Source organism: Sphingobium sp. GW456-12-10-14-TSB1 (genome assembly GCF_059424385.1).
Genome location: NZ_JBWKZI010000001.1, coordinates 2,790,282 through 2,812,189, shown reverse-complemented (window position 1 = coordinate 2,812,189; position 21,908 = coordinate 2,790,282). Strand labels below are relative to the sequence as shown.

General features: G+C 67.3%; 23 protein-coding genes and 1 pseudogene. 11 read left to right on the top strand and 13 right to left on the bottom strand.

The annotated features are described in order from the left end of the window. The first annotated feature begins 121 nt into the window (after positions 1-121). From copC to cueR, 5 genes and pseudogenes are all read left to right on the top strand, one after another. Positions 122-499, top strand: a complete 378-nt coding sequence (gene copC / locus AC07X9_RS13685; protein ID WP_086485818.1) for a copper homeostasis periplasmic binding protein CopC — start codon at positions 122-124, stop codon at positions 497-499. After that, positions 499-1,416: a copper homeostasis membrane protein CopD gene (gene copD, locus AC07X9_RS13680; protein ID WP_086485817.1), complete on the top strand. Its 918-nt coding sequence runs from the start codon at positions 499-501 to the stop codon at positions 1,414-1,416. The genes copC and copD overlap by 1 nt, the downstream gene beginning before the upstream one ends. 94 nt (positions 1,417-1,510) lie before the next feature. Then, positions 1,511-1,723 (top strand): annotated as a pseudogene (locus AC07X9_RS13675) (YHS domain-containing protein); the annotation flags it as partial. Positions 1,724-1,744: 21 nt separating this feature from the next. Continuing rightward, positions 1,745-4,084, top strand: a complete 2,340-nt coding sequence (locus tag AC07X9_RS13670; protein WP_254908103.1) for a heavy metal translocating P-type ATPase — start codon at positions 1,745-1,747, stop codon at positions 4,082-4,084. Next, positions 4,081-4,467 carry a Cu(I)-responsive transcriptional regulator gene (gene cueR, locus AC07X9_RS13665; RefSeq protein WP_086485815.1) on the top strand — a complete coding sequence of 129 codons (387 nt, stop codon included), beginning with the start codon at positions 4,081-4,083 and terminating at the stop codon, positions 4,465-4,467. Before AC07X9_RS13670 ends, cueR begins: the two co-directional genes overlap by 4 nt. Positions 4,468-4,746: 279 nt before the next feature. Here cueR and AC07X9_RS13660 read toward each other — a convergent pair whose 3' ends face one another. The 7 genes from AC07X9_RS13660 to AC07X9_RS13630 all read right to left on the bottom strand — a co-directional run bounded on the left by AC07X9_RS13660 (position 4,747) and on the right by AC07X9_RS13630 (position 12,710). Next, entirely contained in the window at positions 4,747-5,298 is a 552-nt protein-coding gene (locus tag AC07X9_RS13660; RefSeq protein ID WP_086485814.1) for a manganese efflux pump MntP, read from the bottom strand. 60 nt (positions 5,299-5,358) lie between these two features. After that, positions 5,359-5,967: a cation efflux transmembrane domain-containing protein gene (locus AC07X9_RS13655; RefSeq protein ID WP_086485813.1), complete on the bottom strand. Its 609-nt coding sequence runs from the start codon at positions 5,965-5,967 to the stop codon at positions 5,359-5,361. Further along, entirely contained in the window at positions 5,964-9,179 is a 3,216-nt protein-coding gene (locus AC07X9_RS13650; protein WP_086485812.1) for an efflux RND transporter permease subunit, read from the bottom strand. The genes AC07X9_RS13655 and AC07X9_RS13650 overlap by 4 nt, the downstream gene beginning before the upstream one ends. Positions 9,180-9,182: 3 nt before the next feature. After that, complete coding sequence (locus tag AC07X9_RS13645) at positions 9,183-10,331, bottom strand: efflux RND transporter periplasmic adaptor subunit (protein WP_086485898.1); 1,149 nt, start codon at positions 10,329-10,331, stop codon at positions 9,183-9,185. Further along, positions 10,328-11,485 carry a TolC family protein gene (locus AC07X9_RS13640; protein WP_369596856.1) on the bottom strand — a complete coding sequence of 386 codons (1,158 nt, stop codon included), beginning with the start codon at positions 11,483-11,485 and terminating at the stop codon, positions 10,328-10,330. Before AC07X9_RS13640 ends, AC07X9_RS13645 begins: the two co-directional genes overlap by 4 nt. Before the next feature lie 152 nt (positions 11,486-11,637). Next, positions 11,638-11,967 carry a hypothetical protein gene (locus tag AC07X9_RS13635; RefSeq protein WP_140159593.1) on the bottom strand — a complete coding sequence of 110 codons (330 nt, stop codon included), beginning with the start codon at positions 11,965-11,967 and terminating at the stop codon, positions 11,638-11,640. A gap of 92 nt (positions 11,968-12,059) precedes the next feature. After that, entirely contained in the window at positions 12,060-12,710 is a 651-nt protein-coding gene (locus AC07X9_RS13630; protein WP_086485810.1) for a cation efflux transmembrane domain-containing protein, read from the bottom strand. A 73-nt stretch (positions 12,711-12,783) separates the two neighbouring features. Here AC07X9_RS13630 and AC07X9_RS13625 point away from each other — a divergent pair, with 73 nt between their 5' ends. The 5 genes from AC07X9_RS13625 to AC07X9_RS13605 all read left to right on the top strand — a co-directional run bounded on the left by AC07X9_RS13625 (position 12,784) and on the right by AC07X9_RS13605 (position 16,114). Continuing rightward, complete coding sequence (locus AC07X9_RS13625) at positions 12,784-13,035, top strand: MerR family DNA-binding transcriptional regulator (protein ID WP_369596838.1); 252 nt, start codon at positions 12,784-12,786, stop codon at positions 13,033-13,035. Further along, complete coding sequence (locus AC07X9_RS13620) at positions 12,960-13,214, top strand: MerR family DNA-binding protein (protein ID WP_369596837.1); 255 nt, start codon at positions 12,960-12,962, stop codon at positions 13,212-13,214. The genes AC07X9_RS13625 and AC07X9_RS13620 overlap by 76 nt, the downstream gene beginning before the upstream one ends. A gap of 6 nt (positions 13,215-13,220) precedes the next feature. Further along, entirely contained in the window at positions 13,221-14,534 is a 1,314-nt protein-coding gene (locus AC07X9_RS13615) for a hypothetical protein (RefSeq protein ID WP_086485809.1), read from the top strand. An 88-nt stretch (positions 14,535-14,622) separates the two neighbouring features. Next, on the top strand, positions 14,623-15,180 hold the full coding sequence (locus tag AC07X9_RS13610; protein WP_086485808.1) for a hypothetical protein: 558 nt from the start codon (positions 14,623-14,625) through the stop codon (positions 15,178-15,180). Between the two features lie 55 nt (positions 15,181-15,235). Further along, positions 15,236-16,114 carry a DNA/RNA non-specific endonuclease gene (locus AC07X9_RS13605; protein ID WP_086485807.1) on the top strand — a complete coding sequence of 293 codons (879 nt, stop codon included), beginning with the start codon at positions 15,236-15,238 and terminating at the stop codon, positions 16,112-16,114. Here AC07X9_RS13605 and AC07X9_RS13600 read toward each other — a convergent pair whose 3' ends face one another. The 6 genes from AC07X9_RS13600 to AC07X9_RS13575 all read right to left on the bottom strand — a co-directional run bounded on the left by AC07X9_RS13600 (position 16,115) and on the right by AC07X9_RS13575 (position 20,448). After that, positions 16,115-17,482, bottom strand: coding sequence for a phospholipase effector Tle1 domain-containing protein (locus AC07X9_RS13600; RefSeq protein ID WP_086485806.1), 1,368 nt, complete (start codon positions 17,480-17,482; stop codon positions 16,115-16,117). 73 nt (positions 17,483-17,555) lie between these two features. Further along, on the bottom strand, positions 17,556-18,305 hold the full coding sequence (gene arsH, locus AC07X9_RS13595; RefSeq protein WP_086485805.1) for an arsenical resistance protein ArsH: 750 nt from the start codon (positions 18,303-18,305) through the stop codon (positions 17,556-17,558). Further along, positions 18,302-18,625 carry a YnfA family protein gene (locus tag AC07X9_RS13590; protein WP_086485804.1) on the bottom strand — a complete coding sequence of 108 codons (324 nt, stop codon included), beginning with the start codon at positions 18,623-18,625 and terminating at the stop codon, positions 18,302-18,304. Before AC07X9_RS13590 ends, arsH begins: the two co-directional genes overlap by 4 nt. Further along, complete coding sequence (arsB, locus tag AC07X9_RS13585; protein ID WP_411778949.1) at positions 18,622-19,701, bottom strand: ACR3 family arsenite efflux transporter; 1,080 nt, start codon at positions 19,699-19,701, stop codon at positions 18,622-18,624. The genes AC07X9_RS13590 and arsB overlap by 4 nt, the downstream gene beginning before the upstream one ends. Next, positions 19,685-20,101, bottom strand: coding sequence for an arsenate reductase (glutaredoxin) (gene arsC / locus AC07X9_RS13580; protein WP_086485899.1), 417 nt, complete (start codon positions 20,099-20,101; stop codon positions 19,685-19,687). Before arsC ends, arsB begins: the two co-directional genes overlap by 17 nt. Beyond that, positions 20,098-20,448, bottom strand: a complete 351-nt coding sequence (locus AC07X9_RS13575; protein WP_086485802.1) for an ArsR/SmtB family transcription factor — start codon at positions 20,446-20,448, stop codon at positions 20,098-20,100. The genes arsC and AC07X9_RS13575 overlap by 4 nt, the downstream gene beginning before the upstream one ends. 118 nt (positions 20,449-20,566) lie before the next feature. Between AC07X9_RS13575 and AC07X9_RS13570 the strand changes: the two genes are divergently transcribed. Further along, positions 20,567-21,868: a hypothetical protein gene (locus tag AC07X9_RS13570; protein WP_086485801.1), complete on the top strand. Its 1,302-nt coding sequence runs from the start codon at positions 20,567-20,569 to the stop codon at positions 21,866-21,868. The last annotated feature ends 40 nt before the right edge of the window (positions 21,869-21,908 follow it).

Genomic DNA, 21,908 nt, shown 5'->3' with positions numbered 1-21,908 from the left:
CCGCCCCTGCGTCCAGGCATTACGCATTGTAGCGTGAGAACCCTCGGCTCCAAAGCGTAGCCGGACCGAGGGGGGCGGGCCCAAGCTGCGTATCTCAGTCAAATCCAGACGGAGATACGCGATGAAGAAGTTCCTCCTGCCCGCCGCCCTGCTTCTGCTCGGCCAAGCAGTCCCCGCCATTGCCCATCCCAAGCTCGTCAGCTCCGCCCCGGCGGCGCGCGCCGTGGTGCGGAGCACCGACGTGGCCACGCTGGCATTCAGCGAGCGGCTGATGCCTAGACTCTCAGGCGCCGAGGTGACCATGACGGGCATGTCTGGCATGGCGAACCACGGCCCGATGAAGGTTTCGGGTGTCCGGACTACGGTCGGTCCCGACGGCAGGACCCTCGTCGCGCGCCTGCCCCGGCCGTTATCCGCCGGGACCTACAGGGTCGACTGGCATGCGGTGTCCGCGGACACGCACCGCATCACCGGTAGCCTGAGCTTCACGGTCCGTTGATGCTGGAGGAGCAGCTCATCGTCGCCCGCTGGTTTCTATACCTGAACCTCGGGCTGCTCTTCGGTCTTCCGCTCTTCTCGCTCTATACGCCGCAAGGGAGCCAGGTGCCCGGGCCGTTCCGGCTCCGGGCGCCGTTGTCGCTCCTCGCGATTGCCGGCCTGCTGCTCAGCGTCTGCGGCTACCTCGTCACGACGGCCGGGATGATGGGTGTGCCGCTGCTCTCGCTCGATCGCGCGACGCTCGGGTCAGTGACGCTGGAGACCGCCGTCGGCTGGGCGTTCGTCGTGCGCGTGATCGCCCTGCTGGTAGTCCTCGCGCTAGCCTGCGCCTGGCGGGCAGGCGGCCGGGTCACCGTCCCGGCGATAACGGCGATGGCGGCCCTCGCGACCGCAACGCTCGCGTGGAGTGGCCACGGCGTGGCGAGCGAAGGTATGGCAGGGTGGATTCACCTCACCAGCGACGTGATTCACCTGCTCGCGGCGTCGGCCTGGCTCGGAGCCCTTGCGGCGCTTCTATGGGCGGCCGCGACCACCCGCGGCGGATCTGCAGGATCGCTGCACCGTCTGCACCGGGCCCTTGACGGGTTCGCCGTCAGCGGAAGCGTCATCGTCGGCCTAATCGTTCTAACTGGTCTCGTGAACGGCGCGCTGTTGGTCGGAGTGGAGGGGGGCTGGAAGCTGGGTGCTAGCACCTACGGCCAATTGTTGATCCTCAAGCTCGCGCTGTTCGCCGCAATGCTCGCTTTGGCCGCTTCGAACCGGTTTCGTTTGACCCCGGCGATCGCGGCCGGGATCGATGGTGGGTCTGCGGCCGTGGCCCGGCTTCGGCTCAGCGTCGGCCTCGAGGCGGCGACGGGGGTCGCGATACTCGGCCTGGTCGCGTGGCTTGGGACGCTCGAGCCTCCGGCTTCGGGCTGAGCGTTGAAAAGGGTTCGGCCGCGGTCTGAAATTGGCTCTTGACCCTGACACGGTGTCAAGCCCTACATCCTCATGCGTCGAACAGGAGAAGGCTATGACCGACCCGAAATCTACGGCGCATGCAGGCCACGGTTGCTGCGGAGGAGCCGGCAAGAACGTCCGCGATCAAGTGGACGGTCAGGTGAAGGACCCCGTCTGCGGCATGACCGTGGACCCGGCGGCCACGCCCCACCATGCCCATTACGGGGATCAGGACCATCATTTCTGCAGCGCCGGCTGCCGGGCGAAGTTCGCCGCTGATCCGGCGCGCTATCTGGAACCGGTGCCCGTGGCGGCGGCTCCGGCAGCCGCGCACGCGTGCTGCGGCGGGGGTCAATCCAAGGGGACCGAGAAGGATCCGGTCTGTGGAATGGATGTCGATCCGCTGACTACGATGCATCATGCTGAGCACGCCGGCCATGACTACCACTTCTGCAGCGCTGGATGCCGCGCGAAGTTCGTCGCAAATCCGGCGACCTACCTGAGCAACGCGCCCCGCCCGGAAGTGCAGGCCACTCCAGGCGCAATGTGGACCTGCCCCATGCATCCCGAGATCCGGCAGGAGGGACCGGGCACCTGCCCGATCTGCGGCATGGCTCTCGAACCCGAGGAGCCATTTCTGGATGACGCCCCAAACCCGGAGCTCGTGGACTTCACGCGTAGGACCTGGGTCGCGGGCGCGCTCGCCGTTCCGCTCCTGCTGGTCTCGATGGTCGCCGAGATGCTCGGGGTCCACTTCGTGCCGGCCGCCTGGAACCCGTGGGTGCAGCTGGCGCTGGCGGCGCCGATCGTGCTATGGGCCGGCTGGCCCTTCTTCGAGCGCGGCTGGTCATCCATCCGCACGCGAAACCTCAACATGTTCACTCTGGTCGCGATCGGCGTGGGGGCGGCGTTCCTATACAGCCTGGTCGCGACGGTAGCCCCACAGCTCTTCCCGCCGACCTTCCGCATGCACGGGATGGTGCCCGTCTACTACGAGGCGGCCGGCGTCGTGGTCACGCTCGTCCTGCTCGGGCAGGTGCTCGAGCTGCGCGCCCGCGCAGCTACGGGCCGGGCGATTCGAGCCCTGATGAACCTGGCGCCAAAGACGGCCCGCCGCATCGGCGTGGATGGATCCGAGGTTGAGGTCGACCTGTCCGAGGTTATGATCGGCGACCGGCTACGGGTCCGTCCCGGCGAGGCCATCCCGGTGGACGGCGCCGTTGTCGAGGGGCGCTCCGCCGTCGACGAATCCATGCTGACCGGCGAGCCGGCCCCCGTTGCGAAGGAGCCTGGCGCGAAGCTGACGGGCGGCACCGTCAACACGACCGGCAGCCTGGTCATGGAGGCGCAGGCGATCGGATCCGACACGGTGCTCGCCCGGATCGTCAGGATGGTCGCAGAGGCGCAGCGCAGCCGCGCGCCGATCCAGGCCGTTGCCGATCGCATCTCGGCGTGGTTCGTGCCCCTCGTCATGGCGGTGGCGGTCGCGACCTTCGTCGTCTGGAACCTGGTCGGGCCCGAGCCGCGCTTCGGCCACGCGCTGCTCAACGCCATCGCCGTGCTCATCATCGCCTGCCCGTGCGCGCTCGGGCTGGCGACGCCGATGTCGATCATGGTCGGCACCGGGCGCGGCGCGCACGCCGGCGTCCTAGTCAAGAACGCCGAGGCGCTGCAGGCGCTGGAAAAGGTCGATACCCTGGTGATCGACAAGACCGGCACACTCACTGAGGGCAGGCCCAAGCTGATCGCCGTCGAGACGGTGGGCGGCATCGGCGAGGACGAGCTTCTGGCGCTTTCCGCCGCGGTCGAACGCCGGTCCGAGCACCCGCTTGCCCATGCGGTCGTGGTCGCCGCCGAGGAGCGGGGGCTCGACGTCCCTGCGGCTGAGGATTTCGCCTCGACGACCGGCGCGGGTGTGGCCGCCACGGTTTCGGGGCGGGCCGTGGCGATCGGAAACGCGGCGATGATGCAAGCCGCTGGTGCTGATCCCGCGGGGCTTCGGGCGCAGGCCGAGGCGCGCCGGGCGGAAGGCGCTGGCGTCATGCTCGTCGCGGTGGACGGCCAGCTGGCCGGGATGCTCGCCGTGGCCGATCCGGTGAAGGCGTCGGCCCGCGGCGCAATTGCTGAATTGCATGTCGAGGGCCTGCGGATCGTGATGCTGACCGGCGACGGACGCGGCACTGCCGATGCTGTCGCGCGGATGATCGGCGGCATCGACGAGGTGCACGCCGATCTGCGGCCAGAGGACAAAGCGAGGATCGTCGGCGAGTTGAAGGCCAATGGGGCCGTGGTCGCCATGGCCGGAGATGGGATCAACGACGCGCCCGCGCTCGCCGCGGCTGACGTGGGCGTGGCTATGGGCACCGGCACGGATGTCGCGATCGAAAGCGCGGGCATGACGCTGACGAAGGGCGACCTGGCCGCGATGGTGCGGGCGCGCAGGCTGGCGGATGCCACCATGCGCAACATCCGCCAGAACCTGTGGTTCTCCTTCGTCTTCAACGGTGTCGGCGTGCCCATCGCGGCCGGCGTGCTCTATCCTGTGGCGGGCATCCTCTTATCGCCGATGCTCGCCGGCGCGGCGATGGCGCTGTCGTCCTTTGCGGTGGTGACGAATGCGCTGAGGTTGAATACGGTGCGGCTGTGAACATCGGCCAGGCCTCGAATGCGAGCGGCGTCTCGCAGCGGATGATCCGCCACTACGAGAAGATCGGGCTGATCCCGTCGCCGCCGCGCCGGGACAGCGGCTATCGCGACTATTCGGACGCTGATGTCGCTCGGCTTCGGTTCGTGGCCCATGCACGCGACCTCGGCTTCCCGATCGAAGAAATCCGTGCGCTGCTCGGGCTCTGGCAGGACCGGTCGAGGTCGAGCGCTGACGTGAAGGCGCTGGCGACCGCGCGGGCCGAGGAACTCGGGCGCAAGGCACAGGCGCTCGAGCAGATGCGTGCCACGCTGCTCGACCTCGCGTCGAAGTGTCACGGCGACGACAGGCCCGAGTGCCCCATCATCGACACGCTTGCCGAATAAGACGCCAGAGTGCGGTCATAGCCGTCCGGCGCCAGCCTTTCGCATTGCCAATCTTCTCTTCGGCATCCGGGGCCCGGCATCCGTCGAATCTTGAACCAGCCGTGGGTAGTGCCGCCGATGGCCTGCCGAGCTGAGCGATTCTGCTTCCCGGGGCGTCGTCTCCACAGCGGGGAGTTCCGCGGCCCGAACGCTTGTTAACGAAGCTGTGCTGGCACCGCACCGATGCTTTTCCCGTTGCCGCCATCACGGCTACATCTATGCTACCGCGAAGGTAGGGCCTCACGCGCTGAGGTGTTCTATCAGTATCTTTATTCCAAGACTGATCAACGCGATACCGCCTGCCAGTTCAGCTTTCTTCCCGAGCTTCGTCCCGATCCGAGCGCCAGCTACGTATCCGCTCGCGCATAGCACGCCGGTCACCCCGCCTATCACAAGGCACGCGACCGGTATCGGCACACCGAGTAGCGGGAGGGCGACTCCCGCAGCGGCGGCATCAATGCTCGTAGCGAATGCGGCGACCAGTAGGCCCAAGGGTGAGAGTGGCCCTCTTGCGACCGTCTCGGTCTCTTTTGAGCGAGCCTCCCTGATCATTCGCAGGCCAAGGACCGTCAGCAGCGCGAACGCGATCCAGTGGTCAATTGACCTGAAGGTCTCTGCGAAAGCGACGCCTAGCAGCCAGCCGACCAACGGCATGAGGCCTTGTGCTAAACCGAATGCGCTCCCGAGGATCAGAGCATCAATCTTGCGACCTTTGCCTGCGGCACCCCGCACGAGCGACACGGCGAAGGCGTCCATTGCCAGTGCGAGGGAGAGAAGAAGAAGTGCAAACATGGTGTTCCGTTATCAGACCGCGCAGCAACTATCAGCCGGACTTTCCTGAAAAATCGCCCGTCAGTCTTGAAGCTTGTCGCGCCGCACTTCTGCGCTTGCGTCGCGCAGGATCTCGACGCCTCCCTTGATCGCGATCGCGGCTACCGCCACGCCGACGAGCAGGTCCGGCCAGTTGCGGCCGGTCCAGAGAACCAGGGCCCCTGCCACCACGATCCCGCCGTTCGAGATGAAGTCGTTCAAGCTGAAGGTGGTCGCCGCGCGCATGTTCACGTCCGGCTCCTCCACCCGCTTGAGCAGCCAAAGGCAGATCCCGTTCACCACGGCGCCTGCCAGGGCCATGGCGATCATCGTCGGCCCGAGCGGTTCGCTGCCGGTAAGGTAACGCCGCGCCGCATCGAACAGCACGCCAGCGGCGAACAGGAGAAGCAGCACGCCGGAGGCTCGCGCCGCGCCTCGCTTCCAGGCCGCCGAGCGGGTGAGCGCCAGCAGGCTGATAATATAGACAAGCGCATCTGACGCGTTGTCGAGGCCGTTGGCGATGAGCGAGCTGGAATCCGCCGTCGCGCCGGTGATGCCAAAGGCCGCGGCCAGCGCGACGTTCAGCAGCAGGACGATCCAGAGGGTCCGCCGCTGCTCGGCGGTGTCCAGCGAGATGTGCTCTTCGCTCATGTCGTCGCCTCGTCAACCTCGGACCCGACGCCGGCTGCCGGATCCCGGCGTTCGCCGTAGCGAGCGTAGAGCGTCGGCAGGACGAAGAGCGTCAGCAGCGTCGCCGAGATCAGCCCGCCGATGACCACGGTCGCCAGCGGCTTCTGCACCTCGGCGCCGGCCCCGTGTCCGAACGCCATCGGCACAAATCCAAGCGAAGCGACGAGCGCCGTCATCGCGACCGGCCGGAGTCGAACAAGCGCACCCTCCCGCGCGGCGGCGGCTCGCTCCAGGCCTCGGCGCAGCAGGTCTTGAATCGAGGTGACCATCACCAGGCCGTTGAGGACGGCCACGCCCGAGAGCGCGATGAAGCCGACTGCAGCGGAGATCGAGAACGGCATGCCCCGCAGGGCCAGCGCCAAGGCGCCGCCCACGAGCGCAAGCGGAACACCGGTGAAGACGATGAGCGCGTCGCGGATCGATCCAAGCGCTCCGTAGAGGAGCAGCATGATGACGGCGAAGCAGACCGGCACCACGATCATCAGGCGGTCCCTCGCGGATGCGAGGTTCTCGAACTGGCCGCCCCATTCGAGGTATGTGCCGGCGGGCAGCTTCACCCGTGCATCGATCGCCGCCCTTGCGTCGTCGACCACGCTCGACACGTCCCGGCCTCGCACGTTCGCCTGGACGACGACGCGCCGTTTGCCGTTCTCGCGGCTGATCTGGTTGGGCCCGTCCACGATCGCGATGTCGGCGACGGTGGAGAGCGGCACGAACGCGCCGTCAGGCGTCGGCACCGGCACCTTCGCGATCGCGGTCAGATCGGAACGGGCGGCCTCGGGCAGCCTGATGACGACCGGGAAGCGGCGGTCGCCCTCGAAGATCATGCCTGCTTGGCGGCCGCCGATCGTCGCGGAGACCGTGTCCTGGACATCGGCCGCCGTCACGCCGACCCGCGACATCGCCGTCCTATTGGGGCGGATGTCGAGCATCGGCAGGCCCTCCGTCTGCTCGACGCGCACGTCTGTGGCACCTTCCGTCCGCCGCAGCACGTCGGCGATGGCTTCGGCGGTCGCGTTCATCTGTGCGAAGTCGTCGCCGAACACCTTCACGGCCACGTCGCCGCGCACGCCCGCGATGAGCTCGTTGAAGCGCATCTGGATCGGCTGGGTGATCTCGTAGGCGTTGCCGGGGATTGATGAGAGGCGCTTTTCCAGGCGCTCGACCAACTCGGCCTTTGCGAGGTCCGGATCGGGCCAGTCGTCGCGGGGCTTCAGGATCACGAAGGTGTCGCTGATGTTGGGCGGCATGGGATCGGAGGCGATCTCCGAGGTGCCGGTGCGCGAGAACGCGAAGGCGACCTCGGGCTGCTTGGCGATCGCCCGCTCGACCTGCGACTGCATCGCCTGGCTCTGGTCGACCGAAGTGCCGGGAATGCGGATCGCCTGGACGAGGAGATTGCCCTCGTCGAGCTGCGGCAGGAACTCCTGGCCGAGGGTTGCGAACGTGACGCCGCCGAGGGCGAGCGCGCCCAGCGCTATGCCGAGGGTCGCGCTGGGGCGGCGCATCGCCTTGTCGAGGCCCGGTTCGTAGCGCTCGCGCAGCCAGCCGAGCGCCCGGCTTTCCTTCTCCTCCACCCGCTTCGACAGCCAGATGGCGATCGCCGCCGGGACGAACGTGAGAGACAGGACGAATGCGAAGGCCAGGGCGATGATCACCGTGAGCGCCATTGGCTCGAAGGTCTTGCCCTCGACCCCCGTGAAAGTGAGCAGCGGCGCGAACACGAGGATAATGATCGCCTGTCCGTATACAGAAGGCCGGATCATCTCCCGCGCCGAGGCCGCGACGATGTCGAGGCGTTCGCGCAATGACAGCACATCGCCGCGGTCGTGCTGCGCGTGCGCGAGCCGGCGCAGCGAGTTCTCGACGATGATGACGGCGCCATCGACGATCAGGCCGAAGTCGAGCGCGCCAAGGCTCATGAGGTTCGCCGAGACCCCGGCACGGAGCATGCCGATGCTGGTGAGCAGCATCGTAATCGGAATGACGAGGGCTGCTATCAGTGCCGCGCGGAAATTTCCCAGCAGAGCGAAGAGCACGACGATGACGAGCAGTGCGCCTTCGCCGAGATTGCGCGCGACTGTCGCGATGGTCGAGTTGACCAAGTCGGTCCGATTGAGCACGGGCTTGACGATGACGTCCACCGGGAGGGACCGGCCGAGGCCCTGCAGGCGTTCGGCGACGGCGGTGGACACGGTCCGGCTGTTCTCGCCGATACGCATCACGGCAGTGCCCACGACGACCTCGCGCCCATTCTCGGAAGCCGAACCCATGCGAAGGCCTTGGCCGATCTGAACGGCCGCAACCTGGCTGAGGACGATCGGGACGCCCTCGCGGGTGGCGATCACGGTGGCGGCCAGTTCGTCGGCGTTGCGGACACGGCCATCGGCTCGAACGGACAGACCTTCGCCGTTGCGGTTGACGATGCCAGCGCCCACGCTGGTGTTGTTGCGCTCGAGCGCCTTGGCGAGGTCCTCAAGCGTGATCTTCATCGAGGCCATGCGCTGGACGTCCGGAACGACCAGGTATTCCTTGTTATAGCCGCCGAGCGAGTCGATGCCAGCGAGGCCGGCGGTGCCCTTAAGCTGGGGCGTCACGATCCAGTCCTGCACGGTGCGCAAATAGGTCGCCTTGTCGGCCTCGCTGACGAGGTGGTCGCCCTCCGGCGTGATGTAGCTGCCGTCCTTCTGCAGCCCGGGCTCGCCGTTCTTGTGGTTGACGCTGTCGAGCTCGCGGAACTCGACGGTCCACATGAAGATGTCGCCGAGGCCCGTGGCGATCGGCCCCATCTCCGGGTTCACGCCGTCCGGCAGGTCCTCCTCCGCCGTGCGGAGCCGTTCTGCCACCTGCGCCCGCGCGAAGTAGATGTCGGTGCCCTCGTCAAAGACGGCGGTGACCTGCGCGAAGCCGTTGCGGCTGAGCGAGCGCGTGTATTCGAGCCCGGGAATGCCGGCGAGCGCCGTCTCCACGGTGAACGCGACCTGCTTCTCGACCTGGTCCGGCGAGAGCGCGGGCGCGACCACGTTGATCTGCACCTGGTTGTTGGTGATGTCGGGGACGGCGTCGATAGGCAGGCGCTGGAGCGCGAACATGCCGAGGATGGATGCGGCGGCTGTGAGCAGCAGGACGAGCCAGCGCCGCTCGACTGAGAAAGTGACGATGCGTGCGATCATGGCTCAGTGCTCGTCGTGGCCGGCTTCGCCCTTGCCGAGCTCCGCCTTGAGGGTGAAGCTGTTGGCCGAGGCGATCTGCTCGCTTCCGGTAAGCCCGGACAGGACAGTCACCTGGCCGCCGTTGGTCCGGCCTAGCGTGACGGGCACCGCCTTGAACCCGGTCGGAGTGCGCACGAACACGTGCGGCCGGTCCTCGATCATCTGGACCGAAGTCGAGGGCACCGCGACGGTGCGGTCGCCACTTGCCGGAACGATGATCGAGGCGTTGACCGTCTCTCCCACGCGCCAGATTCCGCCATTGTTGGCGAGCCTCGCGATCACCGGCACGAGCCGGGTCGTCTCGTCGAGCACGGGCGAGACGAACGTGACCCGCGCCTCCTGGCGCCGCCCGGCCGCGGTGACCGTGACCCCTGCGCCCGGCCTCACCCGCCCCGCGTCGGCCGGCAGGAGCGACATCGCGATCGACACCTGCGAGAGGTTGGCGACGCGGAACAACTCGGCGTCGGCAGCCACGGTCTGGCCGAGCGTGGCCGAGCGGGCGATGACTTGGCCTGAGATCGGCGCGCGGACCGCGATGCGGTTGAGCGCTCCGCCGCCGCCGCCGGTCGCGGCCAGCTGCTGCTGGGCGAGCCGCAGGGCGACGTTGGCCTCGGTCGCGGCCGTGCGGGCGGCAACGAGGTCCTGCTCGGGGGAGACGCGCTCGGCGAACAGTCGCTGCTCGCGGCGCAGGTTGGTCTGCGCGAGCGCGGCCCTGGCACGCGCGGCTTCGACCTCGGCCTTCAGTGAAGCGGCCTCGCGGCTCTCGAGGATGGCCATTGCGTCGCCGCGGCTGACGGGCTGTCCGAGGTTGCGCGTCAGGGAGACGACACGGCCACCGATGGCGGCCGAGACGACCTGCACCCCCTGCGGATCGCCCTCGACGGTGCCGCTGATCTCGATCGCGCCGGCCTCCCCGCCGATGGTGGGTCGGACTATGGCGATGCCGGCCTCGGCGATCTGCTGCGGCGAGAGGCTCACCGCGCCCTCGTCGGCATGGGACTCCTTCTCGCCGCGCTCCCCGCCGGCCTTCTCCTCGGGCTGGCTTCCCCCGCAGCCGGCCAGGGCCAGCGCCAGGGTGACGGGCGCAAGCGCCCGCAGGTATTTGCTCGTCATGGCTGGTCCTCGGTGATGGGCGTGCGGGCGGTAAGCCGCGTCAGTCGCGCCTCGGCGTCGTGGTATGCGGCAAGCGCGTCGATCGCGGCCGCCCTGGTTTCTGCGAGCGTGCGCTCGGCCTCGAGCAGGTCGAGCTGGCCGAACTTGCCCTCGCGATAGCCGATCCGGGCGATGCGCGCCGCCTCCTGCGCGGCCGCCAAGGCCGGTCCCGCCGCGTTGCGGGCGTTGGCCTCGGCGTCGGCGAGATCGTTCTCCGCCGCCGCGATCGCCTGTTCCGCCTCGATCCTTGCGGCGCGTGCGAGCGCCGCAGCCTGGTCCCGCTGGGCCTGGGCGGCATCGACCGCCGCCCTGCCGTTGTTGAACAGCGGGAGGGGAATGCTCACCCCGACGACCGCCGCTACGTCGTTGGTGGCCTCGAGGCGGCGTGCGCCGGCGCTGACGGTCAGGTCGCCGATCCTCTGGCTCCGCGCGAGGCGGAGCTGCGCGTCCGCGATGTCGGTGTCCGCTCGCGCGGTGGCGAGCGCCAGGCTTCCCTGGCTTGAGGCTGCCGGCCGTGGACCAAGAGCCACGTGGTCGAACCAAGCGGTGTCGATCTCCCCGGGGTCACGCCCGATGAGCCGCGAAAGGTTGGCACGGGCGAGCCGGGCCGCACGGTCGGCGCGATCGGCGGCGGTCTCGGCGTTCACCCGCGCCACTTCGGCTCGCTCCGCCTCGAGCGGCGAGGCGCGCCCGGCCCGGACGCGCACCTGCGCCACGCGTAGACCCTCGCGGGCGAAACCCGCCTGCTCGCGCATGATCGAGGTCCGCAGTTCGGCGGCCGCGAGCGTGCTGAACGCCTGCGTCACCCGCAGCGCGAGGTCGGCCTCGGCCACCGAGGCTGCGAGGCCTGCGCGGCGCGTCTCCGCGTCGGCCACGCCGATGCGCGCGGACCGCTTGCCGCCGAGTTCGATGGGCAGCGACAGGCTGGCCGTGGCCTCGACGGACTGGATGCCGGCGTAGGGACCACTGCCGGCCACGTTCTCGGCTTCGAGGCTGGCCGTGGGATTTGGCCGCAGGCCAGCGACCCGACGCTGGGCCCGGGCCGCGCGGAGGCCTGCGCTGGCGGCTTCCACGGCCGGAGCGCCGGCGCCGGCGAGTTCGAGTGCCTGCGGCAGGGTGAGGCGCTCCCCGCCGGGCGGGGCGCTCTACGCCTGCGCGGCCTGTGCGCAGAGCGCTGCGGCGAGGACGGCCGCGATGACACGATGCATGTTGATTGCTCCTGACGATGTGGGCTGCGGCGCGCGTTCACGCGCACGCGGTCACGGCGTCAGGCTATCGGCGGTCTCAGTTCGGCCAGCGGAACGACGGGCGTGCCGAGGGTGACGGGGGCTATGTTTGGCGAGACACCGCCAACGAGCGCCGGTCTCAGGACTTGGCCATCCGAGGGTGCAGCGAGGTGGTGCCCGCTGCAGGTGCCATGGTGATGAGCCTGGCCCTTTTCACCGTCCCGCTTCTGGTCGCGATCCCCGTCGCTGTGGCCTTCGGCGATCGCTTCTGTGCCAGGCAGGCAGATCCGCTCGGCCGCGTGCGCGACCCCGCCCGTCGCCAGCGACAGGGCGAGCGCGATGCCGATCAGGATGCCGACCATGCGAGCCATGCGGCGCCCGATAGCATTTCGAGGACCGCGCGTCACCCGATGGCACGCAAGCTCCTCCATCAGGAACCCGCGCCGAAGCGTGCTACCCCGGTTCACACCGCCCTCCGTTCGCGGCTTCCGGTGGCTTCAGGCGTCGACGCAAGTTCGCCACCGGCCTGCCGCATGATCTGGATGCCTCCGGAGATGCCGAGCCCAGCCATGATCGCCGCCACGAACAGGTCAGGCCATGCCGTGCCGGTGCCGAACACGCCCGCTGCTGCGAGCACTACGGCGACGTTGCCGATGGCGTCGTTCCTCGAGCATATCCAGACCGAGCGCATGTTCGCGTCACCGCTGCGGAAGCGGTAGAGCATGAGCGCCACCGCGCCGTTCGCGACGAGCGCCGCGATGCCCACGATCCCCATCAGTTCGGCCTCGGGCGTCCGGCCGTGCCAGACCGCCCAGACCGTGGATGCCAGCACGTAGAGGCCGAGGACCGCCAGCGTGGCGCCCTTGAGCATCGCGGCTCGGGCGCGCCAGGCGAGCGCCATGCCGGCGACGCCGAGACCGATGGCGTAGTTCGCCGCGTCGCCGAGGAAGTCTAGCGCGTCGGCCTGGAGCGCCTTCGACCCGCCCGCGACGCCGGCGGCCATCTCGGCCGCGAACATCGCGCCGTTGACGCCGAGCGCGATCCAAAGCGCCCGGCGCCAGGCGGGATCGTTGCTCGGGCTTACCTTGTCCGATGGGCAGCTGGTGCAGGCCATTTCCACCCCGAAAGAATCGTAGTGGAAGCCTATATGCACCCTGTAGTAGCTACAGGCTCAAGAGGTTTTTTTCATGACGGCGATCACCATAGGGCGGCTGTCCACGGCGACGGGCGTGAAGATCGAGACGATCCGCTACTACGAGCGCGCGGGACTGATCGATCCGCCGGCGCGCACCGAGGGGAACTACCGTTCCTACGGCGCCGACGACGTGTGGCCCGGCTTGGATTCATCCGTCGGACCCGGGACTTGGGCTTCAGCCTGGAGGAGATCCGGGCGCTGCTGGACCTCGCTGGGCAGCGGGATCGGGACTGCGGCGAGGTAGATGCGCTGGCAAGCCAGCATCTCGTCGAGGTTGACCGCAAGATCGCCGACCTGCAGTCGCTTCGCCGGCAGCTTTCGGCGGCCATCTCCACCTGCGCGGGCGGCACGGTCGCGGAATGCCGCATTCTCGAGGCGTTTTCGAGCGATATGGCGAATGTGCAGAACGGAGCTCAGGGGTAGGCGAGAATGGCAACGATGAACATCAGGGTGGACGACCTGGCCGGGTTGAAGGCGTGCTTGGCCGAGTTCGGCGAGGATGTTCTGTTCCGCGGACAGACGCAGCACTACGGCCCGGCGAACCGGCCCTCCGCCACCACGTCGTTCGATCGGCACGGCTGCATTCCGACCGAGATGCTTCGATGGGGCCGCTACGCTGACGAGGTGCTGGGCGCGTTCACCGGCCAGCACTCCGATCTGGCGCTGAACCAGGCGATTCTGCAACACTACGGGTGGCGGTCGTTCTATCTCGATTGTTCGGGCGAGGCGTCCGTCTCGGCGTGGTTCGCTGGGAACCGGTATTCCGACAAACTCACCGCAGAACTCTGTGAGGACTGCGACGAGCGCCCGTTGTTCCTTCGCAAGAAGATGGCGAGCTACGAGGCCGCCGATGGTGTCGGTCATCTCTACGTGCTTGATCGGGCGGCTTGCCAGGCGGTCGGCCTGACAGATCTGACGGCCATCGCCCTAGAAGGCGCCCGGACCCGTGCCAGCGTCCAGCGGGCCTACCTCCTCGGACCGTTACGCAACGCGCCGCTGCCGGCCAAGTGCTTTGTCGCGCACATAGAGGCGGATTGCGCCACCTTTCGCGAGTTCGCCGCAGAAGCCGGTCTCGTCTCTACAGGTGACGTTTTCCCCCCGTCCACCGAGGATCCTATCCTCGATGCGCTGCTTAGTCTGCCCTGGATCCCGATACCGGGCGTAGAGAACCCGCTGGGTGATATTCCGGCATTCCGCCGCGGGATCGAGCTGCCGGAATACGACGACAGCTTCGTGAAGATCGCCTCGCCTGTGGTTGCATTCTATCGTGGCGGGAAGATCGAGGACTTCTTCGATCAGGTTGATGGTTTTTCTGGCGGGATCGGCGTCCAGGTTCCCGAAATCACCCTTTTCGGTTCGCCCGATCGAGGCTTCCCGCGCGTCTACCCAAAGGTCATGCAGATGCTGCGGGAGCACGGGGGCATCGTGTTCGAGGCGCCAACGCTGGTTAAGTTTCCCCAGCACGCCGGCGGCCTGTTCTATCAGAAGGGGCTAGCGCTCGATCTCGTCGAGCCCGACCTCGTTCACCTCGGCGCGCTGATGGTGCGGCATCCCGGCCAGGAGATTGATGCAGTAGGTGTTGATCGCGGCTGGTATCACCGCGTTGGCGAGGATGGCGTGTGGCGGCGCGAACCGCGGGATGACGATTGCCCCTGCGGAACGGACTGGCCCCACGAGCGGCATCTGGCGTCGCTCTGCATCGTCGAGCACTTCCTCGCCGAGCCGGCCGAGTTCGACGACTGAGGCGGGTATTTAACCCCATTGACCGTTCAGTTGTGCGAGCAACGCTTGTCGTTGCCGGCCTTGCTGGCCACGCTTAGGTCAGAAACGCATGGATGGTCACGAGCCCGGGTCGATATGGCCAACCGGTTCCTTCGAGGAGGAGCAGATCCGCGAGGTGTACTCGCGCTATGGCTTGGCGATGTATATGGCTCAGGTGCTCGAGCATGGCATGGTCAACGCTGACATCGTCATGCGCACGCTGGGCACCAAGGCGTCGCACGACAATGAAGCAAGCTGGCATGTCGCGTTCGACGCGGCCTACGAGGTTGGCCTCGCCAGGACCTATGGCAACATGCTGAAGCAGATCGAAGGATTGGAGGGCTTCCCGCCGGACCTCCTGGCACGGCTCAGGCAGGCGAAGGAAGATCGCGACGTGCTGGCCCATCGCTTCTTCTGGCAGAACGACATAGCTTTCATGAGCCCGCAGGGGAGGACGGCGATGATCGCCTGGTGTGAGGCGCGGGTCGAGCTCTTCAAGGAACTGTCTGACGAGGTTGACGCCTTCATCCGGCCGATCAGCGAGCGCCACGGCATCTCCGACGAATGGATCGAGCAGGCAATGGAGCTGTCGCTGAAGCAAGCCGAGGGCTGGCAAGTAGGTGATTAACCAGCATACCACGCCGATCGGCATGGTATTAGCCTAGGACGCGTCATAACGGGAGATGATGATGCCAAGTTGGACACTGCTTCCGGACGCGATGATCGCTCGATTTCTGGGCCGCTCGGCGGTCCTGGTCGCAACACTAGCGGCGATATCGGCCACCCCCGCGCCTGCGTTCGCCGACGACGCGCGGCTGCACACCTTCCACTGCGTCGAAGCCTGCCCGCTCGGCGCACCGGAGAACGCGGACACGATCGTGCGCGAGATCTACACGCTGTCGGCCGATCCGCTGACTAAGATGGCGGTCTGGGTCGCCTACCGGATCACCCCGGAGACCGTCGGCAAGTCGCAGTCGCGGGGGTGGAGCGTGGATCCCTGGCTGGCGCCGGAAGAGACGCTGGAGGAGCAGGACTACGACGGTGCCAACGAAGCCCTCGGCGTGGATCGTGGGCACCAGGCCCCGCTCGCGGCGTTTTCCGGCACGCCGTTCTGGCCCGACACCAACAGGCTGTCCAACATCACGCCGCAGTCATCAGCGCTGAACCAGGCGAGCTGGCAGCGGCTCGAGGCCCGCGAGACGCGGCTTGCGCAGAAGGAGAAGGTTGCCGTTCACGTGCTGACCGGCCCATTGTTCGAGCGCCTCATGCGTCCGATGCCCGGCGCCGATGAGCGGCACCGCGTGCCCTCGGGCTATTGGAAGGTGGTCGTCACTCTCGATGGCCGTATGACCGCGTTCATCTTCGACCAGGATACACCGCGCGCAGCTAACTACTGCGGGATGCGCCGCTCGCTCGACGAGGTGGAGCTTCGCGCACGGCTTCGGCTCTTCCCCATGCGCACCGCACCATTCACACCGCTCGATCAGGAATTGGGCTGCGCCGAGCCAGCGCCAAGTGGCGGCGCGGGCGAGACGCCGGCGTCGGAGCCCGTTCGACCCTGATCAGGTCGTCGGCGGAGGCGCAGTCGCGGCTGGCAACCGTGGAATCCTGATCTCCTGGCCCGGGAATATCTCGTCCGGATCGTCGAGCACGTCCTGGTTCGCTTCGAGGATGTGCGGCCAGAGGTCTGCCTTGCCGTAGTGCCGATGCGCATAGGTGCTCAGCAGGTCGCCAACCTTGACTTTCTCGGTCGCCAGCAGGTCGGCGGGCGGGATGAAGTCCCACGGTCCCATGGCGTCGAGCTGATGGGCCACCTTGGCGAGTGAATCTGGCCGGTAGGGTTTGCCACCCAGCCGTTCCGCCGGGGTGCGCCAGCGGCGGATGGCGCTCGCGGAAAGCTGCCAGAGATGCTTTGGGCCATCGCGGTCGTCCTTGGCGAGCTGCGTCATGCTCCATTCGGGGTCGGCCTCGTTCACCAGCGGCGCGAGCGGATCGGGGCGGAAGCCGTGGATGCGCGTGCCCACGGTAGTATCCAGCTTCAGCCCGGCCCGCTTGGCGCCAGCGAGGACCCAGGCGAGCGCGTCGTCGGACAGGCCGCGGATATCGCCGCCGCCGCCGACCGACCCGTGCACGCCGGGAAACCAGCGCTCCTGATAGGGCGCCTTGGGATCTTCGTTCTCGAAGCCCGCGGCGGTATTCAGCGTGACGAGGTCACCGAACAGCACGGGCGGAAACAACTCGCGCCGCTCGTCGATGGCGACTGCGTGCCGCGCGCTTTCGACGAAGGAGTCCAGGCTGGGATCATGGAAGTCGTATTCGCTATTGAGCCAGCCGCTGAAGGGCAGGATCTCGGGGACGCCGAGGGCGCCCACCGTATCCCAAACGCCCAGGAACTTGACCCTGAGCTGCGGAGCGCTGCCCGCCACGTAGCCGGGCTGATTCGCGCAGCGCCAGTCGTCGTCGGCCGTGCCGATGCAGACCTTGTTAGAGAACTCGGCGCGGAATCGGCGCATCGCCTCGCCGGCACCGTCCTTGCCCTCCTTGCGCTCCTGGTAAAGCTTCACCGCCTCGTCGATCCGGCCGACGTGGAGCCGGTGGAGCGGGCCGACGTGGCGGATGAAGCCGACGAAGGTCCGAGCGCTGTATGCGCCGCGCGAGAAGCCGAAGACGTAGATCTCGTCGCCCGGGTCGTAGTTGAAGACGAGGAAGCGGTAGGCCTCGCGCACGTTATCGATGAGGCCGGTGCCGAACATTCCGCCGCGCAGCGAGTCGAGGGCACCGGTGCCGACGCCCTCGTCGTAGTGGATGATCTGCGCGACGCCCTTCTTGTCTATGCGGTCGATGCTTGCGGCCGTGAGCACCACGTTGGTGGCGAGATCGGGAACGAGCTTGTTCCACGTCCCGTCGAAGCAGAACACCAAGCGCTTCATGCAACTTCCTCCACCGCCATTTGACCGCGCGGCCCATATAGGGTGCATCGGCGCTGGTGGAAACTACGCAGGGTCAGCGTGCATCTCCAATGGCGACGGCCGAATGGTCCGTCTGCGGATTCCCGGACGATCCCGCTGCCTTGCGCTCCGAATAACGGTCGACCAGCTGCGCTGCGTGAGGCCGCATAAGCACGGTGATGCGCACCAGTTCCTCCATCACGTCTACGATCCGGTCGTAGTAGGCAGAAGCCTTCATACGCCCGTCCTCGTCGAACTCCTTGTAGGCCATGGCGACCGAGGACTGGTTGGGGATGGTGAACATGCGCATCCAGCGCCCGAGCAGGCGCAGCGTGTTGACCGCATTGAACGACTGCGATCCGCCCGAGACCTGCATGACGGCGAGCGTCCGACCCTGGGTTGGCCGCATGCCCTTCATCTCGAGCGGCAGGTGGTCGATCTGCGCCTTCATGATGCCGGTGATTTGCCCGTGCCGCTCGGGGCTGCACCAGACGTGCCCTTCGGACCACATCGAGAGCTCGCGGAGCTCATGGACGGCGGGGTGGTCGTCGCCGTGTACCTGATCGGGAAGCGGCAGGTCCGAGGGGTCGAAGATGCGCGTTTCGGCGCCGAACAGCTGCAGCAACCGTGCGGCTTCCTCAACCGCGAAGCGCGAGAATGAACGCTCGCGCAGCGAACCGTAGAGCAGCAGGATCCTGGGGCGCGGCTCGACATCTCCCAGGCCAATTGCTGGCCGCGCGATGAGGTATCGATCATCTAGCGCCGGGAAGGCGTCCGGCGCAGGGAGATTCCGGACGCGCATCATGCGGTCCTCGGCGCGAGAAGGATCACCGCCGCGCCCACGAGGCAAAGCGATGCGCCGATCAGGTCCCAGCGATCCGGGCGCAGTCCTTCGATGGCCCAGAGCCAGGCTAGCGATGCGCAGATGTAGACCCCGCCGTATGCGGCGTAGGCCCGTCCTGCCGCGTCGCTATCGACGAGGGTGAGTAGCCAGGCGAACAGCGCCAGCGACACCATTCCGGGAAGCAGCCAGAGTGGCGACCTGTCCAACCGAAGCCATGCCCAGAACGCGAAGCAGCCGCCGATCTCTGCGAGGGCCGCGCCGATGTAGATGGGGATGGTCATGCCGAGCGCTCATACCAGAGGCGGCTGCGCTTCACGATCGAGACGACCGAGAGCATCACCGGGACCTCGACCAGCACGCCCACCACCGTGGCAAGGGCCGCGCCCGAGTTCAGGCCGAAGATCGAGATCGCGGCCGCGACCGCGAGCTCGAAGAAGTTCGACGCCCCGATCAGCGCGGCCGGAGCGGCGACGCACCACGCGACGCCGAGGCGCTTCGACAGCCAGTAGGCGAGACCCGCGTTGAAGTAGACCTGAATGAGGATCGGCACGGCGAGGAGCGCGATGACGAGCGGCTGCGCGAGGATCTGCTCGCCCTGAAAGCCGAAGAGCAGCACGAGCGTCGTCAGCAGCGACACCAGCGAGACGGGGCCGAGCGCTGCGAGCAGCCGATTGAGCGCCGCATTGCTGCCGTTCGCCAGAACCGCAATTCGGATCAGCTGAGCGACGATCACCGGCGCCACGATGTAGAGCGCGACCGAGAGCAGCAAGGTGTCCCAAGGCACTGTTATGGAGGCCACGCCAAGGAGAAGACCCACCAGCGGGGCGAATGCGAACACCATGATCAGATCGTTGAGCGCGACTTGGCTGAGCGTGTAGTTGGGCTCGCCATCGCACAGGTTTGACCAGACGAATACCATGGCCGTGCATGGCGCTGCGGCCAGCAGGATCAGCCCGGCGATGTAGCTCTCGATCTGCGCCTCCGGCAGCAGCGGTCTGAACAGCCAGCCGATGAACACGGTGCCGAGCAGTGCCATGGAGAACGGTTTGACCGCCCAGTTGATGAACAGCGTGACGCCGACGCCCCGGGCGTGCTCGCGCACCCGTCCCATCGCGGCGAAGTCGATCTTCAGCAGCATCGGGATGATCATCAGCCAGATGAGCAAAGCCACGGGCAGGTTCACGCGGGCGACCTCCGCCGCGGCGATCGCGCCGAAGAGACCCGGCAGCGCTGCACCCAGGCCGATGCCGACGATGATGCAGAGCGCCACCCAAACGGAGAGGTAGCGCTCGAACGTCGAGATCGCGGGCTTGGCGGTTGTGGTGGGCGAGGTGGACATTTCAATCAGCCCGGGCATCGGCCTTCACCACCTCGCCGTCCTCCTTGATGAAGTCGGTGGCGAGGGGCGTCGCGAGGACTTCGAGCACTGCTTCGGACGGACGGCAAAGCCGCACACCCCGTGGTGTCTCGACGAGGGGGCGATTGATCAGCAGGGGGTGTTCGACCATCGCGTCGATTAGCTGGTCATCGCTGAGCGTCGGGTCGGCGAGGCCGAGATCCGCATATGGCGTGCCCTTCTGGCGGAGCAGGTCTCGGGGCGATAGGCCCGCGTCGCGCATGAGCTGGACCAGCCGCTCCCGCGAGGGCGGATCCTGAAGATACTCGACGATGGCCGGTTCGGTGCCGCTGGCGCGGATGATCGCCAGGGTGTTGCGCGAGGTCCCGCAGGCCGGGTTGTGGTAGATGGTCGTGGTCATTCGCAATTCCCATTGGGTGAGCAGGAGAGCGGGTCGCTGATGCGGGGCCCGCAGAGTTCTGGGCGGCCTTGGCAGCAGTCCTCGGTCAGGAATCCAAGGAGTTCGCGCGTGCCCTCGTAGTCGGCCACGTAGATTACGGTGCGCCCTTCACGGTGCGATCGCACAAGGCGCGCCCGCTCCAGCAGCCCGAGATGATGCGACATGGTGGACGGCTGGGCTGACAGGGTGCTTGCGATGCTGCCTGCGGTCATCCCGCTGGGACCCGCCCGGATCAGCATCCGGAACACGTTCAGCCGCGTGTCTTGGGCAAGCGCGGCGAGCGCTTCAACAGCTCTATCTTGCTCCACTCTAAACCCTCGGTTTGACGATCATCGAACTATTCGATGATCGTCAAAGAGTCAACGTCGAGGAAGCTTTCAACGTGGGATTGTGGTCGCCGGTCGGATGCTGAGGTATACGTCTGGCATGGCAGGAAACCGGTCGGACCTCGAACGCGCACTCTTCGGCATCTCGCGTATTGACGAGCTGATGGGACGCAGCGCGCTGGACGTGATCAGGCGCGACCTGGGGATGTCCATCGGCAAAGCGGAAGTGGGCTCCGCTTTGGACGTGGCGCGCGCGTCGGTTCTGAACATCGAACGGCTCGGTTTGGGCGCAACGATGGACAGGTTTCAGGGGCTGGCCCGGAACGATCTCGGTGTCGGCAAGATCATCCGCGATCTGGCCGAACAGCAGCGGCGGATGAGTGGGATCATCGATCGGGTTGGCGGCATCGGCGAGCTTGATCGACTTCGCATCGGCAATTGGGCCGCCGCGCTGCAGGGGCCGAAGGTGGCCGACATGTCGATCATCGGCTCCGGCTTCGCCGAGATCGCCGCCGACCTTGCTCGCGCTAGGGGCCGGCTGGGGGATTTTGGCGCCGCTGTGGGAACCTCGCAGCTGGGCAAGACGCTGGCCTCGATCGGCCTTCCCGATGACGTTCGATCTGCGATCGCGGGCACGAGCCTCAAGATGTCGGTCATCGCGGGCGTGGGGGACATGCGGGGCATCGATGGCTCGTCCTACGACGAGGCGGTGCGGAGCCTGATGGGCGGATGGCGGACGCGCCCCGACCTGCCGCCAAGCTTCTGGCGGGACCGCCGGGTTCGAGAGCGCCACTACCGGCGTGCGGAGGTCGACTCCGGATTGGTCGCCGCACCTCCTTTGGTGGCGGTGGAGGTCATGATCGAAAGCGGACTCGCCGCCGGCGGACGCGATGAGGACGGCGCCGTCGCGCTGTTCTCGTTCGGAGGGGTTTCGGTGTCGATCCGCGCGACGGACGCACAGATCGACGCCTACCGCGGTGTCCTGGCCTTCGAGCGGCGATTGCGGGAATTCCTCGCAGAGAAGCTCCTCGCACACGCGGGTCCGAAGTGGTTCAAGCAGCGTGTCGACCAGGGGGTGTTCGCCAAGGCCAAAGGCGTCCGGGAGTCGGCGCTGAAGTCGGGTGAGCAGTCGTCGGCCCTGATCAACTACACGGAGCTCGGCGAGCTGAAGGACGTGATCCTCCGCAAGGACAACTGGGAGCAGGTGTTCGAGGTGATCTTCGTCAACCGCCAGCGCTTCGATCACGACATGCTGACGCTGATGGCCGTCCGCCGGCCGGCAGCCCACGCCCGCATGGTTGACAGCACCCAGATGCTCGAGGCGCTGCTGGTGATGAAGCGTCTCGACGACCGGATGAGCGACGATGGCGGGTGGAGTCTCGCGGCAGCCTCGGACGAGTAGCGAGCCCGGCTTTAGTTCGCGCGGCCAACGCCTGGCGAGC

Bases quoted from the DNA above. Each gene is read 5' to 3' on its own strand.
- arsH (WP_086485805.1), bottom strand. From the start codon at position 18,305: ATGATGCGCGTCCGGAATCTCCCTGCGCCGGACGCCTTCCCGGCGCTA.
- AC07X9_RS13615 (WP_086485809.1), top strand. From the start codon at position 13,221: ATGGCAACGATGAACATCAGGGTGGACGACCTGGCCGGGTTGAAGGCG.
- AC07X9_RS13605 (WP_086485807.1), top strand. From the start codon at position 15,236: ATGATGATGCCAAGTTGGACACTGCTTCCGGACGCGATGATCGCTCGA.
- AC07X9_RS13570 (WP_086485801.1), top strand. From the start codon at position 20,567: ATGGCAGGAAACCGGTCGGACCTCGAACGCGCACTCTTCGGCATCTCG.
- AC07X9_RS13600 (WP_086485806.1), bottom strand. From the start codon at position 17,482: ATGAAGCGCTTGGTGTTCTGCTTCGACGGGACGTGGAACAAGCTCGTT.
- AC07X9_RS13630 (WP_086485810.1), bottom strand. From the start codon at position 12,710: ATGGCCTGCACCAGCTGCCCATCGGACAAGGTAAGCCCGAGCAACGAT.
- arsB (WP_411778949.1), bottom strand. From the start codon at position 19,701: ATGCCCGGGCTGATTGAAATGTCCACCTCGCCCACCACAACCGCCAAG.
- AC07X9_RS13650 (WP_086485812.1), bottom strand. From the start codon at position 9,179: ATGATCGCACGCATCGTCACTTTCTCAGTCGAGCGGCGCTGGCTCGTC.
- AC07X9_RS13625 (WP_369596838.1), top strand. From the start codon at position 12,784: ATGACGGCGATCACCATAGGGCGGCTGTCCACGGCGACGGGCGTGAAG.
- copC (WP_086485818.1), top strand. From the start codon at position 122: ATGAAGAAGTTCCTCCTGCCCGCCGCCCTGCTTCTGCTCGGCCAAGCA.
- AC07X9_RS13660 (WP_086485814.1), bottom strand. From the start codon at position 5,298: ATGTTTGCACTTCTTCTTCTCTCCCTCGCACTGGCAATGGACGCCTTC.
- arsC (WP_086485899.1), bottom strand. From the start codon at position 20,101: ATGACCACGACCATCTACCACAACCCGGCCTGCGGGACCTCGCGCAAC.
- AC07X9_RS13645 (WP_086485898.1), bottom strand. From the start codon at position 10,331: ATGACGAGCAAATACCTGCGGGCGCTTGCGCCCGTCACCCTGGCGCTG.
- AC07X9_RS13635 (WP_140159593.1), bottom strand. From the start codon at position 11,967: ATGGCTCGCATGGTCGGCATCCTGATCGGCATCGCGCTCGCCCTGTCG.
- AC07X9_RS13655 (WP_086485813.1), bottom strand. From the start codon at position 5,967: ATGAGCGAAGAGCACATCTCGCTGGACACCGCCGAGCAGCGGCGGACC.
- copD (WP_086485817.1), top strand. From the start codon at position 499: ATGCTGGAGGAGCAGCTCATCGTCGCCCGCTGGTTTCTATACCTGAAC.
- AC07X9_RS13610 (WP_086485808.1), top strand. From the start codon at position 14,623: ATGGATGGTCACGAGCCCGGGTCGATATGGCCAACCGGTTCCTTCGAG.
- AC07X9_RS13590 (WP_086485804.1), bottom strand. From the start codon at position 18,625: ATGACCATCCCCATCTACATCGGCGCGGCCCTCGCAGAGATCGGCGGC.